23 protein-coding genes are annotated in these 21,144 nt (G+C 64.7%); 10 read left to right on the top strand and 13 right to left on the bottom strand.

The window, feature by feature from the left end; all coding sequences use genetic code 11:
- Positions 1-196: 196 nt before the first annotated feature.
- From EJ070_RS08875 to EJ070_RS08860, 4 genes are read right to left on the bottom strand one after another with little or no spacing between them, the layout of a single operon-like run.
- Positions 197-1,345, bottom strand: coding sequence for an ABC transporter permease (locus EJ070_RS08875; RefSeq protein WP_348628863.1), 1,149 nt, complete (start codon positions 1,343-1,345; stop codon positions 197-199).
- On the bottom strand, positions 1,342-2,262 hold the full coding sequence (locus EJ070_RS08870) for an ABC transporter ATP-binding protein (protein WP_126091009.1): 921 nt from the start codon (positions 2,260-2,262) through the stop codon (positions 1,342-1,344). Before EJ070_RS08870 ends, EJ070_RS08875 begins: the two co-directional genes overlap by 4 nt.
- Positions 2,259-3,212, bottom strand: coding sequence for an HlyD family efflux transporter periplasmic adaptor subunit (locus tag EJ070_RS08865; RefSeq protein ID WP_126091008.1), 954 nt, complete (start codon positions 3,210-3,212; stop codon positions 2,259-2,261). Before EJ070_RS08865 ends, EJ070_RS08870 begins: the two co-directional genes overlap by 4 nt.
- On the bottom strand, positions 3,209-3,913 hold the full coding sequence (locus EJ070_RS08860; RefSeq protein ID WP_126091007.1) for a CerR family C-terminal domain-containing protein: 705 nt from the start codon (positions 3,911-3,913) through the stop codon (positions 3,209-3,211). Before EJ070_RS08860 ends, EJ070_RS08865 begins: the two co-directional genes overlap by 4 nt.
- A 90-nt stretch (positions 3,914-4,003) precedes the next feature.
- On the opposite strand from EJ070_RS08860, the gene EJ070_RS08855 reads away from it, so the two are divergent.
- The 3 genes from EJ070_RS08855 to EJ070_RS08845 are packed head-to-tail and all read left to right on the top strand — an operon-like array spanning position 4,004 to position 6,254.
- Positions 4,004-4,477 carry a CYTH domain-containing protein gene (locus EJ070_RS08855; protein WP_126091006.1) on the top strand — a complete coding sequence of 158 codons (474 nt, stop codon included), beginning with the start codon at positions 4,004-4,006 and terminating at the stop codon, positions 4,475-4,477.
- Positions 4,474-5,406 carry a CHAD domain-containing protein gene (locus tag EJ070_RS08850; RefSeq protein WP_126091005.1) on the top strand — a complete coding sequence of 311 codons (933 nt, stop codon included), beginning with the start codon at positions 4,474-4,476 and terminating at the stop codon, positions 5,404-5,406. Before EJ070_RS08855 ends, EJ070_RS08850 begins: the two co-directional genes overlap by 4 nt.
- A 41-nt stretch (positions 5,407-5,447) precedes the next feature.
- Positions 5,448-6,254: a lipo-like protein gene (locus EJ070_RS08845; RefSeq protein ID WP_126091004.1), complete on the top strand. Its 807-nt coding sequence runs from the start codon at positions 5,448-5,450 to the stop codon at positions 6,252-6,254.
- A gap of 76 nt (positions 6,255-6,330) precedes the next feature.
- On the opposite strand, the gene EJ070_RS08840 is transcribed toward EJ070_RS08845, so the two are convergent.
- Entirely contained in the window at positions 6,331-7,149 is an 819-nt protein-coding gene (locus EJ070_RS08840) for an alpha/beta hydrolase (RefSeq protein WP_126091003.1), read from the bottom strand.
- Positions 7,150-7,197: 48 nt separating this feature from the next.
- The gene (locus EJ070_RS08835) at positions 7,198-7,992 is read right to left on the bottom strand and encodes a helix-turn-helix transcriptional regulator (RefSeq protein ID WP_126091002.1); all 795 of its coding nucleotides are present in this window, start codon (positions 7,990-7,992) and stop codon (positions 7,198-7,200) included.
- 112 nt (positions 7,993-8,104) lie between these two features.
- On the opposite strand from EJ070_RS08835, the gene EJ070_RS08830 reads away from it, so the two are divergent.
- Positions 8,105-8,962 (top strand): ATP/GTP-binding protein, encoded by an 858-nt coding sequence (locus EJ070_RS08830; protein ID WP_126091001.1) that lies wholly within the window; start codon positions 8,105-8,107, stop codon positions 8,960-8,962.
- 113 nt (positions 8,963-9,075) lie between these two features.
- Positions 9,076-10,002 carry a DMT family transporter gene (locus EJ070_RS08825; RefSeq protein ID WP_126091000.1) on the top strand — a complete coding sequence of 309 codons (927 nt, stop codon included), beginning with the start codon at positions 9,076-9,078 and terminating at the stop codon, positions 10,000-10,002.
- A gap of 22 nt (positions 10,003-10,024) precedes the next feature.
- Here EJ070_RS08825 and EJ070_RS08820 read toward each other — a convergent pair whose 3' ends face one another.
- The 3 genes from EJ070_RS08820 to EJ070_RS08810 form a co-directional block, all read right to left on the bottom strand.
- Positions 10,025-10,294 carry a helix-turn-helix domain-containing protein gene (locus EJ070_RS08820; protein ID WP_126090999.1) on the bottom strand — a complete coding sequence of 90 codons (270 nt, stop codon included), beginning with the start codon at positions 10,292-10,294 and terminating at the stop codon, positions 10,025-10,027.
- Between the two features lie 90 nt (positions 10,295-10,384).
- On the bottom strand, positions 10,385-11,086 hold the full coding sequence (locus EJ070_RS08815; RefSeq protein WP_126090998.1) for a phosphatase PAP2 family protein: 702 nt from the start codon (positions 11,084-11,086) through the stop codon (positions 10,385-10,387).
- A gap of 18 nt (positions 11,087-11,104) precedes the next feature.
- The gene (locus EJ070_RS08810; protein WP_126095687.1) at positions 11,105-11,443 is read right to left on the bottom strand and encodes a hypothetical protein; all 339 of its coding nucleotides are present in this window, start codon (positions 11,441-11,443) and stop codon (positions 11,105-11,107) included.
- A 433-nt stretch (positions 11,444-11,876) separates the two neighbouring features.
- Here EJ070_RS08810 and EJ070_RS08805 point away from each other — a divergent pair, with 433 nt between their 5' ends.
- Positions 11,877-13,874, top strand: coding sequence for a PhoX family phosphatase (locus tag EJ070_RS08805; RefSeq protein WP_126090997.1), 1,998 nt, complete (start codon positions 11,877-11,879; stop codon positions 13,872-13,874).
- A gap of 68 nt (positions 13,875-13,942) precedes the next feature.
- On the opposite strand, the gene EJ070_RS08800 is transcribed toward EJ070_RS08805, so the two are convergent.
- Both EJ070_RS08800 and EJ070_RS08795 read right to left on the bottom strand, forming a co-directional pair.
- Positions 13,943-14,623, bottom strand: a complete 681-nt coding sequence (locus tag EJ070_RS08800; RefSeq protein ID WP_126090996.1) for a GNAT family N-acetyltransferase — start codon at positions 14,621-14,623, stop codon at positions 13,943-13,945.
- Positions 14,620-15,126 carry a MarR family transcriptional regulator gene (locus EJ070_RS08795; protein WP_126090995.1) on the bottom strand — a complete coding sequence of 169 codons (507 nt, stop codon included), beginning with the start codon at positions 15,124-15,126 and terminating at the stop codon, positions 14,620-14,622. Before EJ070_RS08795 ends, EJ070_RS08800 begins: the two co-directional genes overlap by 4 nt.
- Before the next feature lie 248 nt (positions 15,127-15,374).
- On the opposite strand from EJ070_RS08795, the gene EJ070_RS08790 reads away from it, so the two are divergent.
- Positions 15,375-16,412 carry a phosphatidylglycerol lysyltransferase domain-containing protein gene (locus EJ070_RS08790; protein WP_126090994.1) on the top strand — a complete coding sequence of 346 codons (1,038 nt, stop codon included), beginning with the start codon at positions 15,375-15,377 and terminating at the stop codon, positions 16,410-16,412.
- Positions 16,413-16,648: 236 nt separating this feature from the next.
- Here EJ070_RS08790 and EJ070_RS08785 read toward each other — a convergent pair whose 3' ends face one another.
- Together EJ070_RS08785 and EJ070_RS08780 are read right to left on the bottom strand one after the other, a co-directional pair.
- Complete coding sequence (locus EJ070_RS08785; RefSeq protein ID WP_126090993.1) at positions 16,649-17,410, bottom strand: ABC transporter permease; 762 nt, start codon at positions 17,408-17,410, stop codon at positions 16,649-16,651.
- Complete coding sequence (locus EJ070_RS08780; RefSeq protein ID WP_126090992.1) at positions 17,407-18,333, bottom strand: ABC transporter ATP-binding protein; 927 nt, start codon at positions 18,331-18,333, stop codon at positions 17,407-17,409. The genes EJ070_RS08785 and EJ070_RS08780 overlap by 4 nt, the downstream gene beginning before the upstream one ends.
- Between EJ070_RS08780 and EJ070_RS08775 the strand changes: the two genes are divergently transcribed.
- From EJ070_RS08775 to EJ070_RS08765, 3 genes are all read left to right on the top strand, one after another.
- Positions 18,320-18,574, top strand: coding sequence for a hypothetical protein (locus EJ070_RS08775; protein WP_126090991.1), 255 nt, complete (start codon positions 18,320-18,322; stop codon positions 18,572-18,574). The genes EJ070_RS08780 and EJ070_RS08775 overlap by 14 nt on opposite strands.
- A 53-nt stretch (positions 18,575-18,627) precedes the next feature.
- Positions 18,628-19,989 carry a cytochrome ubiquinol oxidase subunit I gene (locus EJ070_RS08770; protein WP_126090990.1) on the top strand — a complete coding sequence of 454 codons (1,362 nt, stop codon included), beginning with the start codon at positions 18,628-18,630 and terminating at the stop codon, positions 19,987-19,989.
- A 109-nt stretch (positions 19,990-20,098) separates the two neighbouring features.
- A complete protein-coding gene (locus EJ070_RS08765) occupies positions 20,099-21,103 on the top strand; it encodes a cytochrome d ubiquinol oxidase subunit II (RefSeq protein WP_126090989.1) in 1,005 nt (334 codons plus the stop codon).
- The last annotated feature ends 41 nt before the right edge of the window (positions 21,104-21,144 follow it).

Below are 21,144 nucleotides of genomic sequence, written 5' to 3'. Positions count from 1 at the left end.
ACCCCCCTCTGGCCTGCCGGCCATCTCCCCCGCAAGGGGGGAGATCAGCCGTCGCCGCCGCTTTCGCCAATCAATAACGTTGCAGGAGGGGCGACGACGCCGGAGCTGCCAATCTCCCCCCTTGCGGGGGAGATGCCCGGCAGGGCAGAGGGGGGTGCTGTCCCTCCAGCGTCAAACCTTTTTCGCCGTGCCTCGCTCAATCCAGTGTCCGCCGGAAGCGCAGCAGGGCGGCGCCGGCGAATGCCACCACGAACACCGCCAGCCAGCCGATCTCGGCGGCTACCGCGTTGAAGTCGGCGCCCTTCAACATGACGGCGCGGGTGATACGCAGGAAATGCGTCAATGGGAAGATCTCGCCCAAGATCTGGGCCCAGCCCGGCATGCCGCGATAGGGGAACATGAAACCCGAGAGCAGCAGCGACGGCAGGAAAAAGAAGAAGGTGAGCTGCATCGCCTGCATCTGGGAGCGAGCCATCGTCGAGATCGTATAGCCGAGCAGCACCAGCGAAAGCACGAAGACCAGCACCGATGATAGCAGCAGCGTCAGGCTGCCGACAAAGGGGACGCCGAACAAAAGCTTCGCCGCCACCAGCACCACCGCCACCTGCACCGCGCCGACGACGAGGAAAGGCAGCACCTTGCCCAGCATGATCTCGGTCGGGCTTGACGGCATGGCGAGCAGGTTCTCCATCGTCCCGCGCTCGGTCTCGCGGGTCAGCGCGATCGCCGTCATCATCACCATGGTCATCTGCAGGATGACGCCCAGCAGGCCGGGCACGATGTTGTATTGCGAGATGCCTTCGGGATTGTAGCGCTGGTGCACCACCACCTGCAGCTGCTGCTTGGCGGCCTCGGTGGCGGTCGCCTGCATGCCCTGGGCGCGCAGCAGCGCCTGGCTCGCCACCCTGCTCAGCGTCGAAATGGCGCCGCTCGCCGCCGACGGATCCGTCGCGTCGGCCTCGATCAGGATCTGCGGGCTGTCGCCGCGCTCGACACGCCGGGCAAAGTCGGCCGGGATGGTGACGACGAAGGAGACGGCGCCCTTGGCCATCAGCATTTCGGCCTCGGCCGCGCTTTCGGACACATGGTCGAAGCGGTAGTAGCCGGTCATCTGCAGGGCGGAGACCATGGCGCGCGTATACTGGTCGTTGCTCATCGCCACCAGCGCCGTCGGCAGGCTCTTCGGATCGTTGTTGATGGCAAAGCCGAACAGCACGAGCTGTAGCAAAGGCACGCCCAGCATCATGGCGAAGGTGATGCGGTCGCGCCGCATCTGGATGAACTCCTTGATCAAGAGCGCGCCGAGTCTCGCGAAGGAAAAGACCGCTCTCAAGCCATCTTTCATGTCATGTTGTCCTTCGAGCCGGCCATGAACTGGATGAACACGTCTTCCAGGCTGGTCTCGCCGGGCGTCACCGTCACGCCCTTGTGCTCCTTCTCGACATCGGCAAGCGCCTTTTCCAGCGCTGCCTTGTCGGAGCCGACGACATGCAGCGTGGCGCCGAACGGCGCCACCTGGTCGACGCCGGGGCGCCCTTCCAGCGCCTCGGCCACGCGGCCGAGCCGCGGTCCCTGCACCACGAAGGTGGTGAGCCCGGCATTCTCGACCACCTCGTCCACCGTGCCGGTGGCCAGCAACTTGCCGTAGGAGATGTAGCTGATGCGGTGGCAGCGCTCGGCCTCGTCCATGTAATGGGTGGAGACCAGCACCGTCAGCCCGCCGCTCGCCAGCCTGTGGATCTCGTCCCAGAACTCGCGCCGCGCCTTCGGGTCGACGCCCGCCGTCGGCTCGTCGAGCAGAAGCAGCTTCGGCTGGTGCATGATGCAGGCAGCGAGCGCCAGCCGTTGCTTCCAGCCGCCGGAAAGCGTTCCGGCCAGTTGGTTGCGGCGCGTGGCGAGGCCGAGCTCCTGCAGCGTCCGCGACACATAGTGCTCGACCGGTCTCAGCTGGTAGAGCCGTGCCACGAATTCCAGGTTCTCGCCGATCGTCAGATCCTCGTAGAACGAGAATTTCTGCGTCATATAGCCGACCTCGCGCTTGATCCTGAGCGTGTCGGCCCGGATGTCGAAACCCAGCACCGTGCCTTCGCCCTCGTCCGGCGTCAAAAGTCCGCACATGATGCGGATGGTCGTCGTCTTTCCCGAGCCGTTCGGCCCGAGGAAGCCGACGATCTCGCCCTCGGCCACCGTCATCGTCACATGGTCGACGACGGTTTTGTCGCCGAAGCGCTTGACCAGCCCGCGCACGTCGATGACGTTCATTTTGCGAGGTCCGCCAGGTCGACGTCGACGATCTGGCCGGGCTGCAGCGCACTGGTATCGCCTTCCGGCCGTGCCTCGACGAGATAGACCAGCTTCTGCCGGTTCTGAAGCGAGTAGATCACCGGCGGAGTGAACTCCGGATCGGGCGAAACATAGCTGACGCGCGCCTTCAGATCCGGCCCGCAGCCGTCGCAACGCACGCTGAGCAGCGTGCCGACCTTCACCGACGAGAAAGCGGTCTCCGGCACATAGACGCTGAGCTTCATGGCGCCGTCGGGCAGCATCGAGACCACCGGCGCGGTCGGCCCGGCGGTGTCGCCGGGATTGCGGATGACATCGTTGACGCGGCCGCCGGAGGGCGCTGCCAGCACACGCTTGGAAAGGCGCCACTCGGCCTGCCCCAATTCCGATTGCGCCTGCTTGACCTGGTTCTCGGCCGCCTTGATCATCTCGGCCCGCCCCGGCAGGCCGCCGACGGCGAGATTGGCCTCGGCCTGGCCGACCTGCGCATTGGCGGTCTCAAGCGTGGCGGAGGCGGTGTCGTAGTCGGCCTGGGTGCCGGTGCCGCGCTTGTAGAGGTCGCTGGCGCGGTCATATTTGCGCTTGGCGTCGGCGGCCTGGGCCTTGGCCATATCGACCTGTGCCTTGAGCACGGCGATCTCTTCCGGCCGCTTGCCCACTTGAAGGTCGGCAAGCTGCGCTTTGGCCTGCGCAAGTGCGGCCTGCGCCTGCGCCACGGCGATCTTGGCGTCGGCATCTTCCAGCGTCACCACTGGCATGCCCGGTGTCACCCGGTCTCCGCGTTTGACGTTGACCGTCGCAACCTGCGCCACCTCGATCGGCGCCATCAGCACATACTCGCCCTCGACATAGCCGACGGCGAGCGGCGCGGCCGCCGCGCAAGCGCCGAACAACTGGGCCGCGAGCGGCAGCGAACAGAGAAAACTCATGATTTGCCCTTCTTGCGGGCGGCCGGATCGCGCGCCGCCAGCATTGCCCTGAGGTTGTCGGTCGCGGCCGCCACGACCTTGGCGGCCTCTTTGTCGCCGATCTCGCGCCAACCCATCCTGCGCAGCACCGCTTCGCGTCCGATGCGGAAATAGATGACCTGGCCGATCATCGTGAACACGGTGAGCTTGGTGGCTTCGCTTTCGGCCGGCTCGCCGGTCGCCTGCTCCCAGATCTGGCACAGCCGGCGGTGCGTCGGTTCGAAGACGCCGGCATAGATGCGGTCGAGCGCCGCCGTCGGGTGCGAGAGCTCCCTAAGTACGAATTGTACGATCTCGCCGGCCTGGGGGCTCGCCACGACAAAGCCGACCATCCGCTCCAGCGCGGCAAAGAGCTGCGCCCGCGCGGCTTCCGGGTTTGAAGGGGCGGTCGCCTGGGTTGCGCCGAGCGCTTGTCCGGCAATCATCTGGATGGTCTCGACGATATAGTCGGCGGCGGCGGCGCGTAAGCCTTCCTTGCCGCCGAAATGATAGGCGATCGAGCCGATATTGGCCTTGGCCTCGGCGGCGATCTCCCGTGTCGAGGTGCCGTCGAAACCTTGCCGCCCGAACAGTTTGAGAGCGGCATGGACAAGCGCCGCGCGCGTTTGATCGGCGGTAGAGGTTTCTCGTTGTGGCTTTTTGGTGCTCGCTTCCTTGCTCATGACATTGATTTAATCAATCGATTGATTAAAGTCAAATTGATTTTCGCCTCGGCTTGCCATGTCCGTCCCCACACGCTTTAGTGCGCGGCCATGGGCAAGGAAGTTGAGCGCAAGTTCCTGGTCGCCGGCAATGCCTGGCGTCATCTGGTCGAGGCGGATATCCGCATCCGCCAATTCTACGTCGCCGCACAGCCCGGCCGCACGGTGCGCGTGCGCATCAGCGACGGTGCTTCGGCGGAACTGACACTCAAGTTCGGCGACAGGGCGCGCGAGCGCGACGAGTTCGAATATCCGATCCCGCTCGCCGAGGCAGAGGAGATGATGGCGTTCGCCATCGGGCGTGTCATCGAGAAGACACGCCACCATGTTAGACACCGCGGCTATCTCTATGAAGTCGATGTGTTCGGCGAAGTGCTCTCGGGGCTCGTGGTCGCGGAGTTGGAGACGCCGGAGGACGTACCTGACGAAATGCTGCCCGACTGGCTCGGTCGCGAGGTCACGGGCGAGTCAAGATTTTACAACGCGTCGCTGGCCCTCGGGGGGATACCGGAGATCGCCGCATGAGCTTTCGCATCGATCCGCGCCTGCCGCTCACCGGCGAGGTCAGGCGCATATTGACCGACGAGATCGGCAAGGCGCTCGGCCATCTCGAGACGGCGCGCGACAAGCCGGAGCAGGGGCTGCACAAATGCCGCAAGCGGCTGAAGAGCATCCGTGCCTTGCTGCGCCTGGTTCGGTCCGGAGACGAACCGTTCTGCCAGACCGAAAACGAATGTTATAAGCAAGTGTCGGCGCTACTTGCCGGCCCGCGCGAGGCGACCGCCCTCATCGAAACGATCGACCGTCTGGCGGAGGCCTTTCCGGAACAAACCGCCGGCGGCGGCCTCGATCCCGTCCGCGAGCGGCTGGCGCTGCGCCAGCATGAGCTTCATGCCGGCCCCGGCCTCGACGCCGCCATAAATGCGGCGATGGCCGCCTGCCGGGAAGGGCTGGAGCGTATCGACAGGCTGTCCCTGCCCGACCAGCCGGAACAGGCGGCCGATATCCTCGCCGAGGGCGCCCGCGCCATCTTGCGGCGGGCGAAAAAGGCGCTCGACAAGGCCGGCTCGCGCGGCGAGGCCGATGACTTTCACGACCTGCGCAAGGCGGCCAAGACGCACTCGATGCATCTGTCGCTGCTCGGCCGCCTGTGGCCGACGCCGATCAAGGCCCGCCGCAAGGCGGTCGACAAGCTTGGCGAGTTGCTGGGCGAACTGCATGACGTCTTTGTCATGCGCGCGCTGCTCGCCGCCGACGGCGAGCCGCTCGGCCCGCCCGACGACACGAAACTGCTGCGCAAGCTGTTGAAGCGTTCGGAAAAAAGCCTCGGCAAGGCTTGCCTCTCCGAGGCCGCCGAACTGTTCGGCGACAGCCCCGGGCGTTCCGCCAAAAGGCTCGCGCGCAAGGCGCGCGACGACCTCGCGGTTCCGCTTGAGGAAGCGAACGCTGCCTGATCATGGTCTAAGTGGCCGGCCTGTGCTAATCGGCGTCTGGGATGACTGCGCCGGCCGAAACCCTCCTGGACCGACTTGGCCGCTGGCTCGCCGGCCGGCTGCAGGATGAATCCTCTGGCTATGAACCCTATACGCCGTCCGATGCCGAAACGCTGCGCCGCACGCTGCAGCCCGGCGACGTCCTGCTCGTCGAGGGCAACCAGAAGATCTCGGCGGCGATCAAGTACCTTACCCAGTCGACCTGGTCGCATTCGGCCTTCTATGTCGGTGATGCCTTGCCGCTGCCCGAGGACGGTTCGGAGCGGCCGCGTCTGATCGAGGTGACCCTCGGCGAAGGCTGCGTTGCCGTGCCGCTCTCGCGCTACCGCACCTACAATACCCGCATCTGCCGGGCGAGCGGGCTGACGCCGGAGGATCGCGACAAGGTCGTTGCCTTCATGATCGGCAAGCTCGGCCTGAGATACGATCTCAAGAACATTTTCGACATGCTGCGCTTCTTCCTGCCGACGCCGCCGGTGCCGGTGCGCTGGCGCCGCCGCATGCTGGCGTTCGGCTCCGGCGATCCGACGCGGGCGATCTGCTCGACGCTGATCGCCGAAGCCTATGGCCAGGTCCGCTATCCGATCCTGCCCGAGATCACCCGCGCGCTCGGCCGCGCCTCGGCGCAGTCGAGCTATATGCGGCGGGAGATCCTGCACATCCGCCATCACTCGCTTTACACGCCGCGCGATTTCGACCTGTCGCCCTATTTCCGTATCGTCAAGCCGACGCTGGAGTACGGCTTCGACTACCGGGCGGTCGCGTGGGGAGACACGGCGACCGATTCGGAAGAAAAGGCCGCCGAGTAGGCCTGCCCGAGGCGATCTCGCCCACCATTCCTGCAGAGAGGCCGCGCCCGAGCGCCGCTGGCGTCGCGCGGAGATGTCATCCCCCTAAAAATGCCCTCAGCCGCCTCAGCACCAGATCCGGAGCTTCAAGCTGAGGCAGGTGGCCGACGCCAGGCAGTGTTTCGAACGACGCCTGCGGGATCAGCGCATGAAGCGCTTTGCCTCGCGTCAGCGGAATCCATGGGTCGTCCTCGCCCCAGATTATCTTTACCGGACAGCGTATGTCCCCGAACATCGGCTCGATTTCGGCGGTATATCTTTCATCGGCTTGCGCGAATTGGCTATAGAAGCTCGCGCGCCCGTCCTCGGAAAGCCACGGCTCGACAAGCTTCTCGAAATCTCCGGAATCGATGTCGTTCACGATGGCTCCCTTGATGTAGGCCTCCACGACCGCTCTGTGGATATGCGGTGGCAGGCCCAGAAAGGCATCCACATGGCGACCGACATGATCGAAGAACTCCGATCCCCAAGGGCGCATCGCGACAACGTTCATCAGAAGATACCGGTCGAAGTCGCAGCCATGCAGCAAATGCGCCCGTAGCGTTGTCGCTCCACCCATATCGTGGGCGATGACGATCGGACGTTCGATATCCCAAGACGCAAGCATCTCGGCGAATATCTTTCCTTGCACATCGAGTGACGTGCGCTGCCCCGCGTCTTTCTCGGATTGCCCGTATCCGGGCATATCATACCAATGGACGCGATACCGCCCTGCAAGGTCCGGGATAATCCGATGCCATGAGAACGAGGACCACGGCCAACCATGAGCCAGGACGAGTGCAGGCCCGCTGCCCAGTCGACCCGCTGCCACTGTGCCCGCGGATGTTTGCACGGTCTCATCGAGTTTCCACGTCATCCAATACTCTCCCCGGGACTGCGGGTGCCAAGCGCCAAATTTCAACCATTAGGCCGGCAGCGGCCGCCGTCCTTTTGCTCCCGAAGCTATTCGCGCACCGGCGTCGCGCGGATGCGGTCCGATCGGCATGATCGCCGGAAACGGCGTCGCGCCGAAGGCAAAGGTCCATTTGTAACCGACAAGCTGGTCTTCCGGCGTGGTGTGCTGGTCGTGATGGGCAAGCAGCCTTGCGCGTTCCGCCAGGTCCTCCGCCTCGCGCCGTACCATCTCCGCCGTTTCCGGCCGCATCCGCCGGGAGAAGCTGACGAAGGTCGCTTGGCCATCCATATGACCGATCGCCCAGCCGATGAAGTTCTTGTTGGTCGTCTCGAAATGCGGCTTCAGCGGTCCCTCGAAATCCCACTGAATGGGCGTGTCGACCAGCAGCCTGGCCGAAAGGCCGCGCCCGAGCGCGACCAGGCCGAGTTCTTCCAGGTCGCGCAGGTAGAGGAACATCGAGGCTTCGCTCAGGCCCTGCGAGCGCATGATGCCTTCGGGCGTGAATTTTTCCGACAGCATGATGAAGACGAAGAGCAGCGCCGGCCGTGCGGCAAGCCTGCGCTCGATCTCCGGCGCGACGTGGTTGGCCGGTCCCGGCCCCCGGCTCATCGAGCCCAGCACATTCTCCAGTTCCACTTCCGCCGCGGCGCAGATCTCCATCAGCCGATCGAGCTTGCAGTTCCGCTCATGGAAGATGCGCTTCACCGTCGGCTCGGAAACGCCCATGCGCTCGGCCAGCGTCCGGTAGGTCAGGCCTTTGGCCTTCAACGTCCGTTTCAGCGCCTCGAAGATCGGACCGTTCATGGAATGCACCTCGTTTGCATGAATTCGTATCGAACTTCGATACTACGTGCGAACAGTCTTCCAGAAAAGTATCGAAAAACCTAGCTCTCCGCCGTCACCACAGGAGAGCACCATGAAGACCCTCATCGCTTCGACTTTTCTCGCCGTCGTCGGCATAGCAACGGTTCCCGTCGCTGAGGCCGGCGAGATCTGGCGCGCCGGCGGCTTCGAGCAGCCGGAATCGGTGTTGTTCGACGCCGCCAACAAGCGCATCGTCGTCTCCAACATCGTCGGCAATCCCGGCGATGCCGACGCCAACGGCTATTTGTCGCTGCTGTCGCTGGACGGCAAGGTCATCACCCGCCACTGGGTGGACGGCATGGACGCGCCCAAGGGCATGGCGATCTCGGGCGGCAGGCTTTACGCCGCCGATATCACCAAGGTCCGCGTCGTCGACATCGCCAGCGGCAAGCTGGTCTCGACCATCGACGTGCCGGGCGCGGTTTTCCTCAACGACATGACGGCCGATGCCTCGGGCAACGTCTATGTCAGCGACATGCTCGCCGACACGATCTATCGCCTCGACGGCGACAAGCCGGAGCTGTTCGTCAAGGATGCGCTGCTGGCTTCGCCCAACGGCGTCTTCGCCGAAGGCGACCGGCTGATCGTCGCGTCCTGGGGCAAGGGCATCGGGCCCGATTTCAGCACGGCGGAGCCGGGCGGCCTGCTCGCGGTCGATCTCGCCGGCAGGAAGGTGACGCCGCTGCCTGGCGCCCAAAGATTCGCTGATCTCGACGGCGTCGTCGCCATCGGCGACGATATCTACGCCACCGCCTACATGACCGGCACGCTCTATCGCTACCGTGCCGGCGGCGCGCCGGAGGCGATCGCCACCTTCAAACCGGGCAGCGCCGATATCGGCACCGACGGTGAAAAGATCTTCGTGCCGCTGATGGGCGAAGGCGCCGTCGCGGCGCTGAAGATCGACTGAGGGCCGCTGCGGCGGCGGGAACGGCGTCGATCCGGATTGGACTGCCATATCGACGCAGCTGCCATCTGGTTCTGCCGCTCGCTCCGGGATATCCGGCAGCAAATTCCCGTCACATGAGCGAAGCCGTGAAGACATCCAGCCTGACCGGCGCCGTTTCCCCAATGATCCCGGTGCTCGTATGCGCGCTGGCGATCTTCCTGCTGTCCGGGATGGACGCGGCGATGAAGTCGCTGGTTATCGCGGTAGGCGTGTACAATACGGTGCTGTGGCGCAGCATGGTCGCGACCTTGATCGCGGGCGCGGCCTGGTCGGCGGGGCCGCGCTCGAAGCCCACCCTTCCGGTGCTGGGGGTGCATGCGCTACGCGCCGCGGTTGTCGGCATCGTCCTGCTTTCGTTCTTCTGGGGACTCGCCAGATTGCCGCTCGCCGAGGCGATCGGGCTCAGCTTCGTCGCGCCCCTGGTTGCTCTGCTCCTCGCCGCGCTGTTGTTGGGCGAACGTATAAGGCGGCAGGCTGTATGGGCGTCGCTGGCCGGTATCGCGGGCGTCGCGATCATATTGGCCGGCCAGTTTGGGGCGGCAAGCCATTCGCAAGATGCCCTGTTCGGCACGGCTGCGGTGCTCGTATCGACGGTGTTCTATGCCTACAATCTGATCCTCTCCCGGCAACAGGCACTGCTGGCCAAGCCGGTCGAGATCATGCTGTTCCAGAACCTCTGCGTCGCAATCATCCTCGGTCTCGCCGCGCCATGGCTCGCCGTCGCGCTGCCGAAAGACCTCTGGCCTCACCTCGTCGGGGTGGCGGTGCTGTCGCTCGCCGGCCAATTCCTGATGAGTTGGTCCTACGCCCGCGCCGAAGCGCAATATCTGATCCCGACGGAATACTCGGCCTTCATCTGGGCGATCGCGCTTGGCTGGTTCTTCTTCGGCGAGGAGGTGGCCTGGACCACGCTGGCAGGGGCATGCCTGATCGTCGCCGGCTGCCTGATCGCCGCGCGCGCAAACCCGAAACTTGCCGAGCCGATCGAAGCGGCGGTTTGAGGGATCCCGGTTAGCTGGGAGGTCAGCCCTGCGGACTCTGTGCCGTGACGGCTTTGAACCGCACGCCTCTGCCGCCGCGCTCGCTCGCCTGGCTTTCGCCGATCAACTCCACCCCGATCTCGTCGAGCGCCTGGGTGACCTTCATCAGCGAGTCGACCACGCCCCTGACGACGCCTTCGCTCGCTTCCATGCGCTGTATGGTCGGAAGCGAAACCCCGGCGCGCTCGGCGAGCGTTCTCTGGTCGATACCGGCCAAGGCTCTCGCGGCGCGCATCTGTGCGGCAGTCATCATCGGCTGGAATCCATATCTGAATATGCAATATCGATATCTAATATAAATATTACAATGTCTCAAGCATCATTCGGAGCGAATTTGGCGCCGTCACTCGCTATCCGCCATCACCTTGTGCCGCTGCAGCAGCCGCGCTGCAAGCCAGCACAACATGGCCCAGGCGAAGCCGGCGCACCAGCCGGCGAGCACGTCCGATGGCCAATGCACGCCGAGATAGACGCGGCTGGTTCCGACCAGCACCGTGACGAGCACGGCCAGCGCAAGCAGGAAGACCTTGGTCGCGCGGTCCGGCAGGAAGCGGGCCGCCAGCGAGCCAAGGGTAAGATAGGTGATCGCCGAGAGCATCGCGTGGCCGCTGGGGAAGGAGAACGAGGTCTCGTTGACGAGATGGGACACGAGATCGGGTCGCGGTCGGTCGACTTCGAACTTGAGCAGGCTGGACAGCACCTGTCCGCCGGCGACGGCCACGAACACGAACAATGCCGTCGCCGGCCGCCGGATCAGCAAAAGGTAGATGATGACCGTGCTGGTGATGAGCACCAGCACGCTGGTGCTGCCAAGCGCGGTGATGTCGCGCACCGCGCCTTCCAGCCAGGGTGGACCGATCGGGCTGTTCGGCTGCCCGGCCTGGCGGAAGGCGAGCAGGATTTCAGTGTCGAAGGCGTGCGGGGTGGTGGAGCGCGCCACCTCCATCAGTTCAACCAGGCCCCACAGCCCGCCGGCGATCACCAGCCCGGCCAGGAGCACCGGGAATTCTATTCTGTTGAGCAGCGCGTTGGCGGTCGATTTCATTCGGGGCCTTGGGTCCAGCTACAGCCGTTGCATATAGGGCCCGAGCGTGATCAGGACGACGGCCGCGATCGCCAGCATGACGCCCGTGGCCTGCAACGCATTGAGCCGTTCGCCGAAAAAGACCAAGGCCACGACGTTCACCGACACCAGCTGGATCACCGCCGACAGGCTGAACGACACCGACATGCCGAATTCGCGGATCAGCCTCAGCATAATCAGATTGCCGGCCGAATAGAGCGCCAGCGTCAGCAGGATCTTGCCAAGGCTCGGCGCCAGCCCCCACTGCTTGGCCGCCATCGCCGCCAGCAGGAAGATCACCGTTGAGACGCCAAGCTGCGCCAATCCCCAGATACCCACGTTTTTACCCCCTTGAGCGGCCTTCGCCGCGCCCGTCGCCACTCTTGTTTCCGAAGCGCGTGAAGCCGTCAAGCTGGCGGTGGAGGAGTAGGCGAAGGCCGCGGCAAGCCCCTTCTCCCCGTCACTATACGGGGAGAAGGTGCCGGCAGGCGGATGAGGGGCGGCGCCAGCATTGGCCATCAGCATTACACGCCGGGGCTGTCTTTGCTTGAAGCGATCGTCACGGCGCCTCTGTTTGCCAGGTCGGCGCCGCCCCTCATTGCCCTGCCGGGCATTTCTCCCCGTATAGTGACGGGGAGAAAGGGGCCGACATCGACGGCTTCGCCAATCGCCGAGGGGTACGTCGAAGCCATGTCACGAAAATGTGATCGGCCCGCTTTAGGGGTCGAAAGGTCAAAATCCCCAGCCACCTCAAGAAGCCAGAGGACAGCCCATGACCCAATCCCCTGAGACCCGCTTCCGCACCAGCCTGCTCGAGGAGAACGACGGTCCGCCCGTCAATCCCGCCGACAACCGCACCATGGGCGAGATCATCGCCGCGCGCTTTTCGCGCCGCGGATTCCTCAAGGGTTCGCTGGCCGTCTCGGCCATTGCCGCCACGGTCAGCCCGCTGGCGCTCGTCGCCGCCGACGAGGCGCGCGCCGCCGAGGCCTCGGCCTTCAAATTCGACGAGCTCGAGGCCGGCATCGACGACAAGCACCATGTCGCGCCGGGTTACGACGCCGACGTGCTGTTGCGCTGGGGCGATCCGCTGTTTGGCGATTCGCCGGAATTCGACCCGGTAAAACAATCGGCCAAGGCGCAGGCTAGGCAGTTCGGCTACAACAACGACTATGTTGGCTACATCCCGATCGACGGCTCGGCCGAGCATGGCCTGCTGGTCGTCAACCACGAATACACCAACCCGCATCTGATGTTCCCCGGCATCGTCAAGATCGTCGAGAAGGACGGCAAGAAGGCCGCCGAGGTGGCGCCGCTCAGCAAGGAGCAGGTCGATGTCGAGATGGCCGCCCATGGCGGCACCATCGTCGAGATCCGCAAGCAAGGCGGCAAATGGCAGGTGGTGCGCGACGGCAAGCTCAATCGCCGCATCATGTCCACCACCGAGATGGCGCTCTCCGGCCCGGTCGCCGGTCATGACCGCGTCAAGACCAATGCCGATCCCTCCGGCGCCAAGGTCATCGGCACGCTCAACAACTGCGCCGGTGGCGTCACCCCCTGGGGCACCTATGTGATGGCCGAGGAAAACATCCACGGCTATTTCTCGGGCGATCTGCCGGAAGGCCACAGGGAAGCCGCCAACTACAAGCGGCTCGGCATACCGGAAGGCGCCTATGAATGGGGCGCGCATTACGACCGCTTCAACCTCGCCAAGGAGCCGAACGAGCCCAATCGCTTCGGCTGGATCGTCGAGGTCGACGTCAACGACCCGGATTCGGTGCCGAGGAAGCGCACCGCCATGGGCCGCTTCAAGCATGAGGGCGCCGAATCGATCGTCGCCAAGGACGGCCGCGTCGTCTTCTATCTCGGCGACGACGAGCGCTTCGACTATGTCTACAAATTCGTCACCGCTGGTAAGTTCAATCCCATTGACCTCGCGGCCAACACGGACCTGCTCGACGACGGCACGCTGCATGTGGCGAAGTTCGCCGAGAACGGTTCGGTCGAGTGGATGCCGATTGTGTTCGGGGAAGGGCCGCTGACGGCGGAAAACGGTTTTGCCAGCCAGGCCGACGTTCTCATCGAGACGCGACGCGCCGCCGACCTGCTCGGCGCCACCAAGATGGACCGGCCGGAAGACATCCAGCCCAATGCCGGCAACGGCAAGGTCTATGTCATGCTGACCAACAATTCGAAGCGCAAGGCCGAGCAGGTCGACGCCGCCAACCCGCGCGCCGAAAACGCCTTCGGCCACATCATCGAGATCGTCGAGGACGGCGGCGATTTCGCCGCCACCAAGGGCAAGTGGGAAGTGCTCTTGAAATGCGGCGATCCCAAAGTGGCCGATGTCGGCGCCACCTTCTCGACCGCGACCACCGCCCATGGCTGGTTCGGCATGCCGGACAATTGCGCCGTCGATTCCGCCGGCCGTCTCTGGGTCGCCACCGACGGTCAGGGCCCGAAGGCCACCGGCCGCACCGACGGCTTGTGGGCGGTCGACACGGAGGGTGCCGCGCGGGCGACGTCGAAGCTGTTCTTCCGCGTGCCGATCGGCGCCGAAATGTGCGGCCCGCTGTTTGCGCCGGACGACCAGACCGCTTTCGTCGCCGTTCAGCATCCGGGCGACGGCGGCGAGGACTGGGAAGGCTTTGGCCGTCCCTCCTATTACGAGGACCCGTCGACCCGCTGGCCGGACTTCAAGCCGGACATGCCGGTGCGTCCGGCGGTCGTCGCCATCACCAGGCAGGGCGGCGGCAAGATCGCGGTCTGAGCGCTAAGCTTTGCGACGAGGCAACATTGCGGACGTTGGGGATTGGCCGAAAGCCTCCCCAAATGTCATCACCCCGCGCGTTGAATCACGGCCATGTTCAGGGTGGTTCTCAACCGGAAGCCGATGGACTGGTAGAGTCCGACGGCCGCGACGTTGCTGGCATAGGCGTGGAGATAAGGAACCTCTCGCCGCGCCATGATCCGGTTCGCCACGAACAGCGACAGCAGCCTGGCAAGGCCGCCGCCGCGGAAGTCCGGATGCGAGCACACGCCGCTGAGCTCGGTATAGCCGGGCTGCTTCATGCGCTCGCCGGCCATCGCCGCGAGCCTGCCGTCGATCTTCACGCCCCAGAACTCGCCGAGGCTCAAGGCCTCCAGCGTGAACGGACCGGGCCTGGTGAGCGACGCGAGAGCGAGCATCTCGGCGGCATCGTCGCGTGTCAGTCGTTGCACGCGCTCGTCGGACACGGCCTGCACCGGCTGCTCGGCAATCATCTGCACCAGGGATGCTGTCGAAACCGCGGCGATCTCCGCGGGCAGGGTGATTTCATCCGTCTGGACCAGGATGGCGCTTTCAAGCGGCGGCAGAAGCTTGCCCAAAGCCCGCAGGCTTTGCGCATCGTCCGCCGCGGTGGCGGCGAAAGGAACGATCGACGGCCGGTAGCGCCGGGCGAGGGTGTCGCCTTCCGCGAAGACGTGATGGCGCGTCGCAAGCGCGCTCCAGATGGGACGGTCGAGAACGTGTGTCATCGCGCGACGGCCTTGGGCGCGACGGCCTCGGCTTTTTCCGCACGGCGGTCGAGAGGGATCTCGGCCAACCGATCCTCGATGGCGGCGAGCTGGCCGAGAAGAGGCCCGGAGAGGTCCGCGCATACTTCCGCGACAGCATCCTCGATGCGCGGCCAGACGTCGCGCTTCGCGGTGTCCATCAGCCGTTGGCCGCTCGCCGAGAGGGAGACGATCCTGCGCCGCTGGTCGTCGTTCGATTGCGCGACCTCGACCAGGCCCAGCTCGGTAAGCAACGAGACACTGCGCGTCACGCCCGGCTGCGCGATGCCGAGCGACTGCGCCAGTTCGCCGACCGGCAGCGGCCCCAGCCTGTCGAGCGCGGCAAGCAGGGGGTATTGGCTCGACTGGATCCGCACATCCAGGCGATCGAGCACGCGCTGCGTGTCGGCCTGCAATTGTTCGCCAACGCGCTTCAGCCTGCTGCCGAGGCAGAGAAAGCCGAGGGATCGCAAGATGTCTTCCATGGCTGGTCTCGCTTCAAGTCCATAACTTGATATATAACAACATATGGAAAGTCAAGGACTCTCCGCTTCAGGCGGACGACGGTCCCCGATACAGGCTCGATACCCGGTCGCCATGCGCGGGACATTTCCCCTTCATTCCAGGCCGATAGCATCCTATATGGCGCTGGGGCGACACAATCCGTCGCGTCAAGCGACTGATTCGAGGCCCGCGGGTCGGCGGGTCTCTGTTCATCGGCACGCGGAAGCTCATGCCCTCCCTGCGTATCCATATCGACAGGTTTCTTGAAGGCGCGGCGCCCAAGGTGCCGCGCCGCGAGCTGACGCATCTCGAGCGCCTGGCGCTGGTTCGCCGGCATGGCGACTTCTCGCTCGCCTATTCCACCGCCGTGCAGCAGAAACTGTCCTATTTCAGCGACGGCGACGGCTACATCGCCTTCGGCACCAAGATGAAGCACCATTTCGCCCTCGGCGATCCGGTGGTCGATCCGGCGGACAGGCCCGGCTACATCAAGCGCTTCGTCGAGGCCGCCGGCGGCCCCTGGTTCGTGCAGATCGGCGCCGCCACGGCCAAGGTGCTGGCCGGGCTCGGCTACCGGGTCAACCGGCTTGGCGTCGACACCAGGCTGCACCTGCCGGCGCATGATTTCTCCGGCAAGCGCAACGAAACCGTGCGCTATTCCGAGCGCTGGCTGGCGAAGAAGGGCTTCAGCTTCGCCGAGGACAGGGCCAACATGCTCCTCGACGAGGTCTCGCGGCTGTCCGAGAACTGGCGCGGCGAGCGCATCGTCAAGCGCTGGGAAATGGGCTTCCTCAACCGCCCCTTCGCCGACCATCTCGGCGCCGACATGCGCCGCTTCGTCCTGCATGGCCCCGAGGGCGAGCTCGTCGCCATCCTCGATTTCGATCCGCTGTTCAGCGACGGCAAGGTCATCGGCTACACCACCGCCTTCAAGCGCAAGCATGTCGACGCCACGCCGCATGCCGAGATCGGCCTGACCAAATTCGCCGTCGACCGTTTTCGCGAGGAGGGCGTTTCGGTCGTCACGCTTGGCCTGTCGCCGCTGCTCGATGTCGAGCCGAGCGGCTTTGCCGAATCGAATTTCTGGCGCGGCGCGTTCCAGCGCGCCTACCAGTCGCCCTGGGTCAACCGCTCACGCTTCAACCTGCAGGGCCAGGCGGCCTTCAAGCGCCGCTTCCATGGGCTGGAGGAGCCGACCTACATCGCCTTCCGCAAGGGCACGCCGATGGAGATGCTGGGGCTACTGCGGCTGATCAAGGCGATCTAATTTCCTCGCCCCCGCGCGAGCGGGGGAGAGGTGGCCCGGCGAAGCCGGGACGGAGAGGGGGACGACATTCGCGAAGCCAGAACCGGTGGGGAAAGGACGCGACGTCGGCCTTGAGAGGACAGGGGTCACCGAACAGCGAGATTCCAACCGCCGGCGCAGGCCCCTCTCCGTCCCGGCTTCGCCGGGCCACTTCTCCCCACTTCGTGGGGCGAGGAACCGCCCCGTCGTCGGACCGCTCAATTCCTCAACCGATACCCCGTCCTGAAGATCCACGCCACGATCGCGATGCAGACGGCCAAAAACACCAGCGTCATGCCGAGGCTGACGCCGACCGAGACATCCGCCTTGCCGTAAAAGCTCCAGCGGAACCCGCTGATCAGGTAGACGACCGGGTTGAACAGCGTGATCGTCTGCCAGATGCCGGGCAGCATGTGGATCGAGTAGAAGCTGCCGCCGAGAAAGGTGAGCGGCGTGACGATCAGGAGCGGCACCAGCTGCAGCTGCTCGAAGGTCTTTGCCCAGATGCCGATGATGAAGCCGAACAGGCTGAAGGTCACCGCCGTCAGCACCAGGAAGGCGATCATCCAGAACGGATGCTCGATCCTCAGCGGCACGAACAGCGATGCGGTGCCTAAGATGATCAGCCCGAGCAGGATCGACTTGGTCGCGGCACCCCCGACATAGGCGAGGATGATCTCGAGATAGGACACCGGCGCCGACAAGAGCTCGTAGATCGAGCCGACGAATTTCGGGAAATAGATGGCGAAGGACGCGTTCGAGATCGACTGTGTCAACAGCGACAGCATCATCAGGCCCGGCACGATGAAGGCGCCATAGCTGATGCCGTCGATCTCGTTGATGCGCGAGCCGATGGCCGAGCCGAAGACGACGAAATAGAGCGAGGTCGAGATCACCGGCGAGATGATGCTCTGCAGCACGGTGCGGAACGCACGCCCCATCTCCACCCGGTAGATCGCCCATACTGCGCGCAGGTTCATGGCTCTTGCCTCAGCAGACTGACGAAGATCTCTTCGAGCGAGCTGTTCTTGGTGTCGAGGTCGCGGAATTGGAGGCCGGCGGCCTCGAGGTCGCGGATCAGCGAAGCGACGCCCGGCCGGTCGCTCTGGTTGTCATAGGTGTAGGTGAGCTCGCTGCCGTCCGCGGAGAGCTCCAGCGCATAGCGCGACAGGCCGTCGGGGATGGCGGCGATCGGGGCGCGCAGCTCGAGCGTCATCTGCTTGCGCCCGAGCTTGCGCATCAGCTCGGCCTTGCCTTCGACAAGGATGATCTCGCCGCGGTTGATGACGCCGACGCGGTCGGCCATCGCCTCGGCTTCCTCGATGTAGTGCGTGGTCAGGATGATGGTGACGCCGTCCTCGCGCAGCCGCCGCACCATGGCCCACATGTCCTGGCGCAATTCGACGTCGACGCCGGCCGTCGGCTCGTCGAGGAACAGCACGCGCGGCTCGTGCGACAGCGCCTTGGCGATCATCAGCCGGCGCTTCATGCCGCCGGAAAGCGTAATCGCCTTGGCGTCCTTCTTGTCCCACAGCGAGAGGTCCTTGAGCACCTTCTCGACGAAATCCTTGTCGGGAGCCTTGCCGAACAGGCCGCGGCTGTAATTGACCGTCGCCCAGACCGTCTCGAAGGCGTCGATCGTCAATTCCTGCGGCACCAGCCCGATCAGGCTGCGCGCCGCGCGATAGTTCTTGCCGATATCGTAGCCGTCCACGGTGACGGTGCCCGACGAGCGGTTGACGATGCCGCAGACGATCGAGATCAGCGTCGTCTTGCCGGCGCCGTTCGGCCCGAGCAGCGCGAAGATCTCGCCGCGCTCGATATCGAGGTTGATTTCCTTCAGCGCCTTGAAGCCGGTGGCATAGGTTTTCGTGACACCGGAAATCGAGATGATGGATGACATGCTGAAAAACGGCCGGCTGGAAAACGTGACCTCATATAGGTCGGATGTCGTTTTATGCAAACCGGCATTCGACGCTGCTCCTGACAGTTCTGAACAGCCGCCCTCGCCGGCTGGCGGTGGAACGGCGCTGAACGAAGCGTTCGCGGCGTCGGCAAGCTGTCACGCGGGATGTCTATCCATGCCGGCGCGGCGCCGCTCGCCGCTGCGACAACGCGCCTCGCGTGACGCCGCGCCGCTTTGACCGATGCGCGCTTGAAGCCTATTCTCGAAGAATAGCAGCAGCCGGAGTCGCCCATGGACCCGCTCATTCTGTCGCGTATCCAGTTCGGCGCGAATATTTCGTTTCATATCCTGTTTCCGGCGATCACCATTGCACTTGGCTGGGTGCTGCTGTTCTTCAAGCTCCGCTACAACGCCACGGGCGATTCCGCCTGGATGCGCGCTTATTTCACCTGGGTAAAGGTTTTCGCTCTGTCTTTCGCCATGGGCGTGGTTACCGGCGTCACCATGAGCTTCCAGTTCGGCACCAATTGGCCGGGCTACATGCAGAAGGTCGGCAACATCGCCGGCCCGTTGCTTGCCTATGAGATCCTCACCGCCTTCTTCCTCGAGGCCGCCTTCCTCGGCATCATGCTGTTCGGCTTCCGCCGCGTCTCCAACCGCATCCACACGCTGGCGACCGTGCTGGTGGCGGGCGGCACCACCGTCTCGGCCTTCTGGATCATCGCGCTGAACTCCTGGATGCAGACGCCGGCCGGTTTCGAGATGGTCGACGGCAAGGCGCATGTGCTCGACTGGTGGGCGGTGATCTTCAACCCGTCCATGCCCTACCGGCTGGTGCATATGCTGCTCGCCTCGGGCCTCACCGTCGCCTTCCTGATCGCCGGCCTGTCGGCGCTGCGTTACCTTGCTGGCGACCGTTCGGAATCGATGTGGAAGGCGCTGCGCACCGGCGTCTTCACGGCCGCCATCCTGATCCCGATCCAGATCTTCGCCGGCGACCAGCATGGGTTGAACACGCTGGAGCACCAGCCGCAGAAGATCGCCGCCATGGAAGCGAACTGGAACACCGGCCCCAACGTGCCGCTGGTGCTGTTCGCGCTGCCGGACGAGGCGGCGAAGGAAAACAAATTCGAACTGGCCATCCCCGACGGCGCCAGCGTCGTGCTGCGCCACAGCGTGAGCGGCGTCGTGCCCGGCCTCAACGACTATCCGGGCAACCATCCGCCGGTCTTCCCGGTCTTCTGGGGTTTCCGCATCATGGTCGGCACCGGCATATTGATGTTGATCGTCTCCTGGTCGGCGGCCTTTTTCCTCAAGCGCCGTCACAGCCTGCCGAAGCTGCTGGCGCTCATCATGGTTCCGATGACGATCTCCGGCTGGGTGGCGACGCTCGCCGGCTGGTACACCACCGAGATCGGCCGCCAGCCCTGGCTGGTCACCGGCGTCCTGAAGACGGCGGACGCCGTCGGCCCGGTCGCCGGCAGCCATGTGGCGCTGACTTTAGCCGTCTATCTTATCCTCTATGTGCTGCTCCTCATCGCTTATCTGAGTGTGCTGGTGCATCTGGCGCTGAAGGCGGCCAAGGATGGCGACGCCTCGCCGCTGCCGGGCGCCATGAACGCAGCCCTTTCACAGCAGGCCGCGGGGGAGTGAGGAATCGTCCGCGAAGCGGACGAAAAGCCAACAGTTTGGCTTTTCGAATGACGAACGCCCGGAGCCATAGCGAAGGGCCAGAAACGGTGACTGTTGGGACGAGAGATCAATGACCTTCGACTGGCCAACCGCACTCCCACTGATCTTCGCCGGCCTGATGGGCCTCGCCATCCTGATCTACGTCATCCTCGACGGCTTCGACCTCGGCATCGGCATCCTGTTCGCCGCCGGTGACGACGCCGAACAGGATACGATGATCGCAGCCATCGGCCCGTTCTGGGACGCCAACGAGACCTGGCTGGTGCTGGCGGTCGGCCTTTTGCTGGTCGCCTTCCCGATGGCGCATGGCACCATCCTCACCGCGCTCTACATTCCGGTCTTCCTGCTCCTCGTGGGCTTGATCCTGCGCGGCGTCGCCTTCGATTTCCGTGCCAAGGTGCCGGCCGGCAAGAAGCAGCGCTGGAACCGCATCTTCTTCTTGGGTTCCGCAACCGCCTCGCTGGCGCAGGGCTATATGCTGGGCGTCTATGTGCTGGGTCTCGATGTCGGCTTCGGCGGCATGGCGTTCGGCGCGCTGGTGGCGCTCTGCCTGTCGGCGGCTTACGCCGCCATGGGTTCCGCCTGGCTGATCTACAAGACCGAGGGCGGCCTGCAGAGGAAAGCCGTGCGCTGGCTGCGCACCACACTGGTGCTGACGGCGCTCGGCATGGTCGCGGTGTCGCTGGCGACGCCTTTCGCCAGCCCGCGCATCTTCGACAAATGGTTCCTGTGGCCGGAGATACTCTACCTGTCGCCGCTGCCCATTGTGTCGGCGCTGCTGTTCCTGTGGCTGTGGCGGCAGACCTTCCATCTGCCGAGGCCCGACGACCGGCATGCGCTGCGGCCGTTCCTGACCTTGGCCGCCATCTTCGCGCTCGGCTTCGCCGGGCTGGCCTGGTCGTTCTACCCCTATGTCGTGCCCGACAAGTTGACGATCTGGCAGGCCGCGTCGGCGCCGGAGAGCCTAGCCTTCATCCTGGTTGGCACCGTGGTCGTGCTGCCGATCATCATCTTCTATTCCTTCTATGCCTACCGGGTCTTCGGCGGCAAGGCGACGGATCTGACCTACGACTGAGAGCGTCTTTCTCCCCGTCTCTATACGGGGAGAAAGGAGCT

This window comes from Mesorhizobium sp. M1E.F.Ca.ET.045.02.1.1 (assembly GCF_003952485.1).
Classification (GTDB): domain Bacteria; phylum Pseudomonadota; class Alphaproteobacteria; order Rhizobiales; family Rhizobiaceae; genus Mesorhizobium.
Note: the sequence above shows the minus strand (reverse complement) of the source record. Positions and strands in the feature narration are given on the sequence as shown.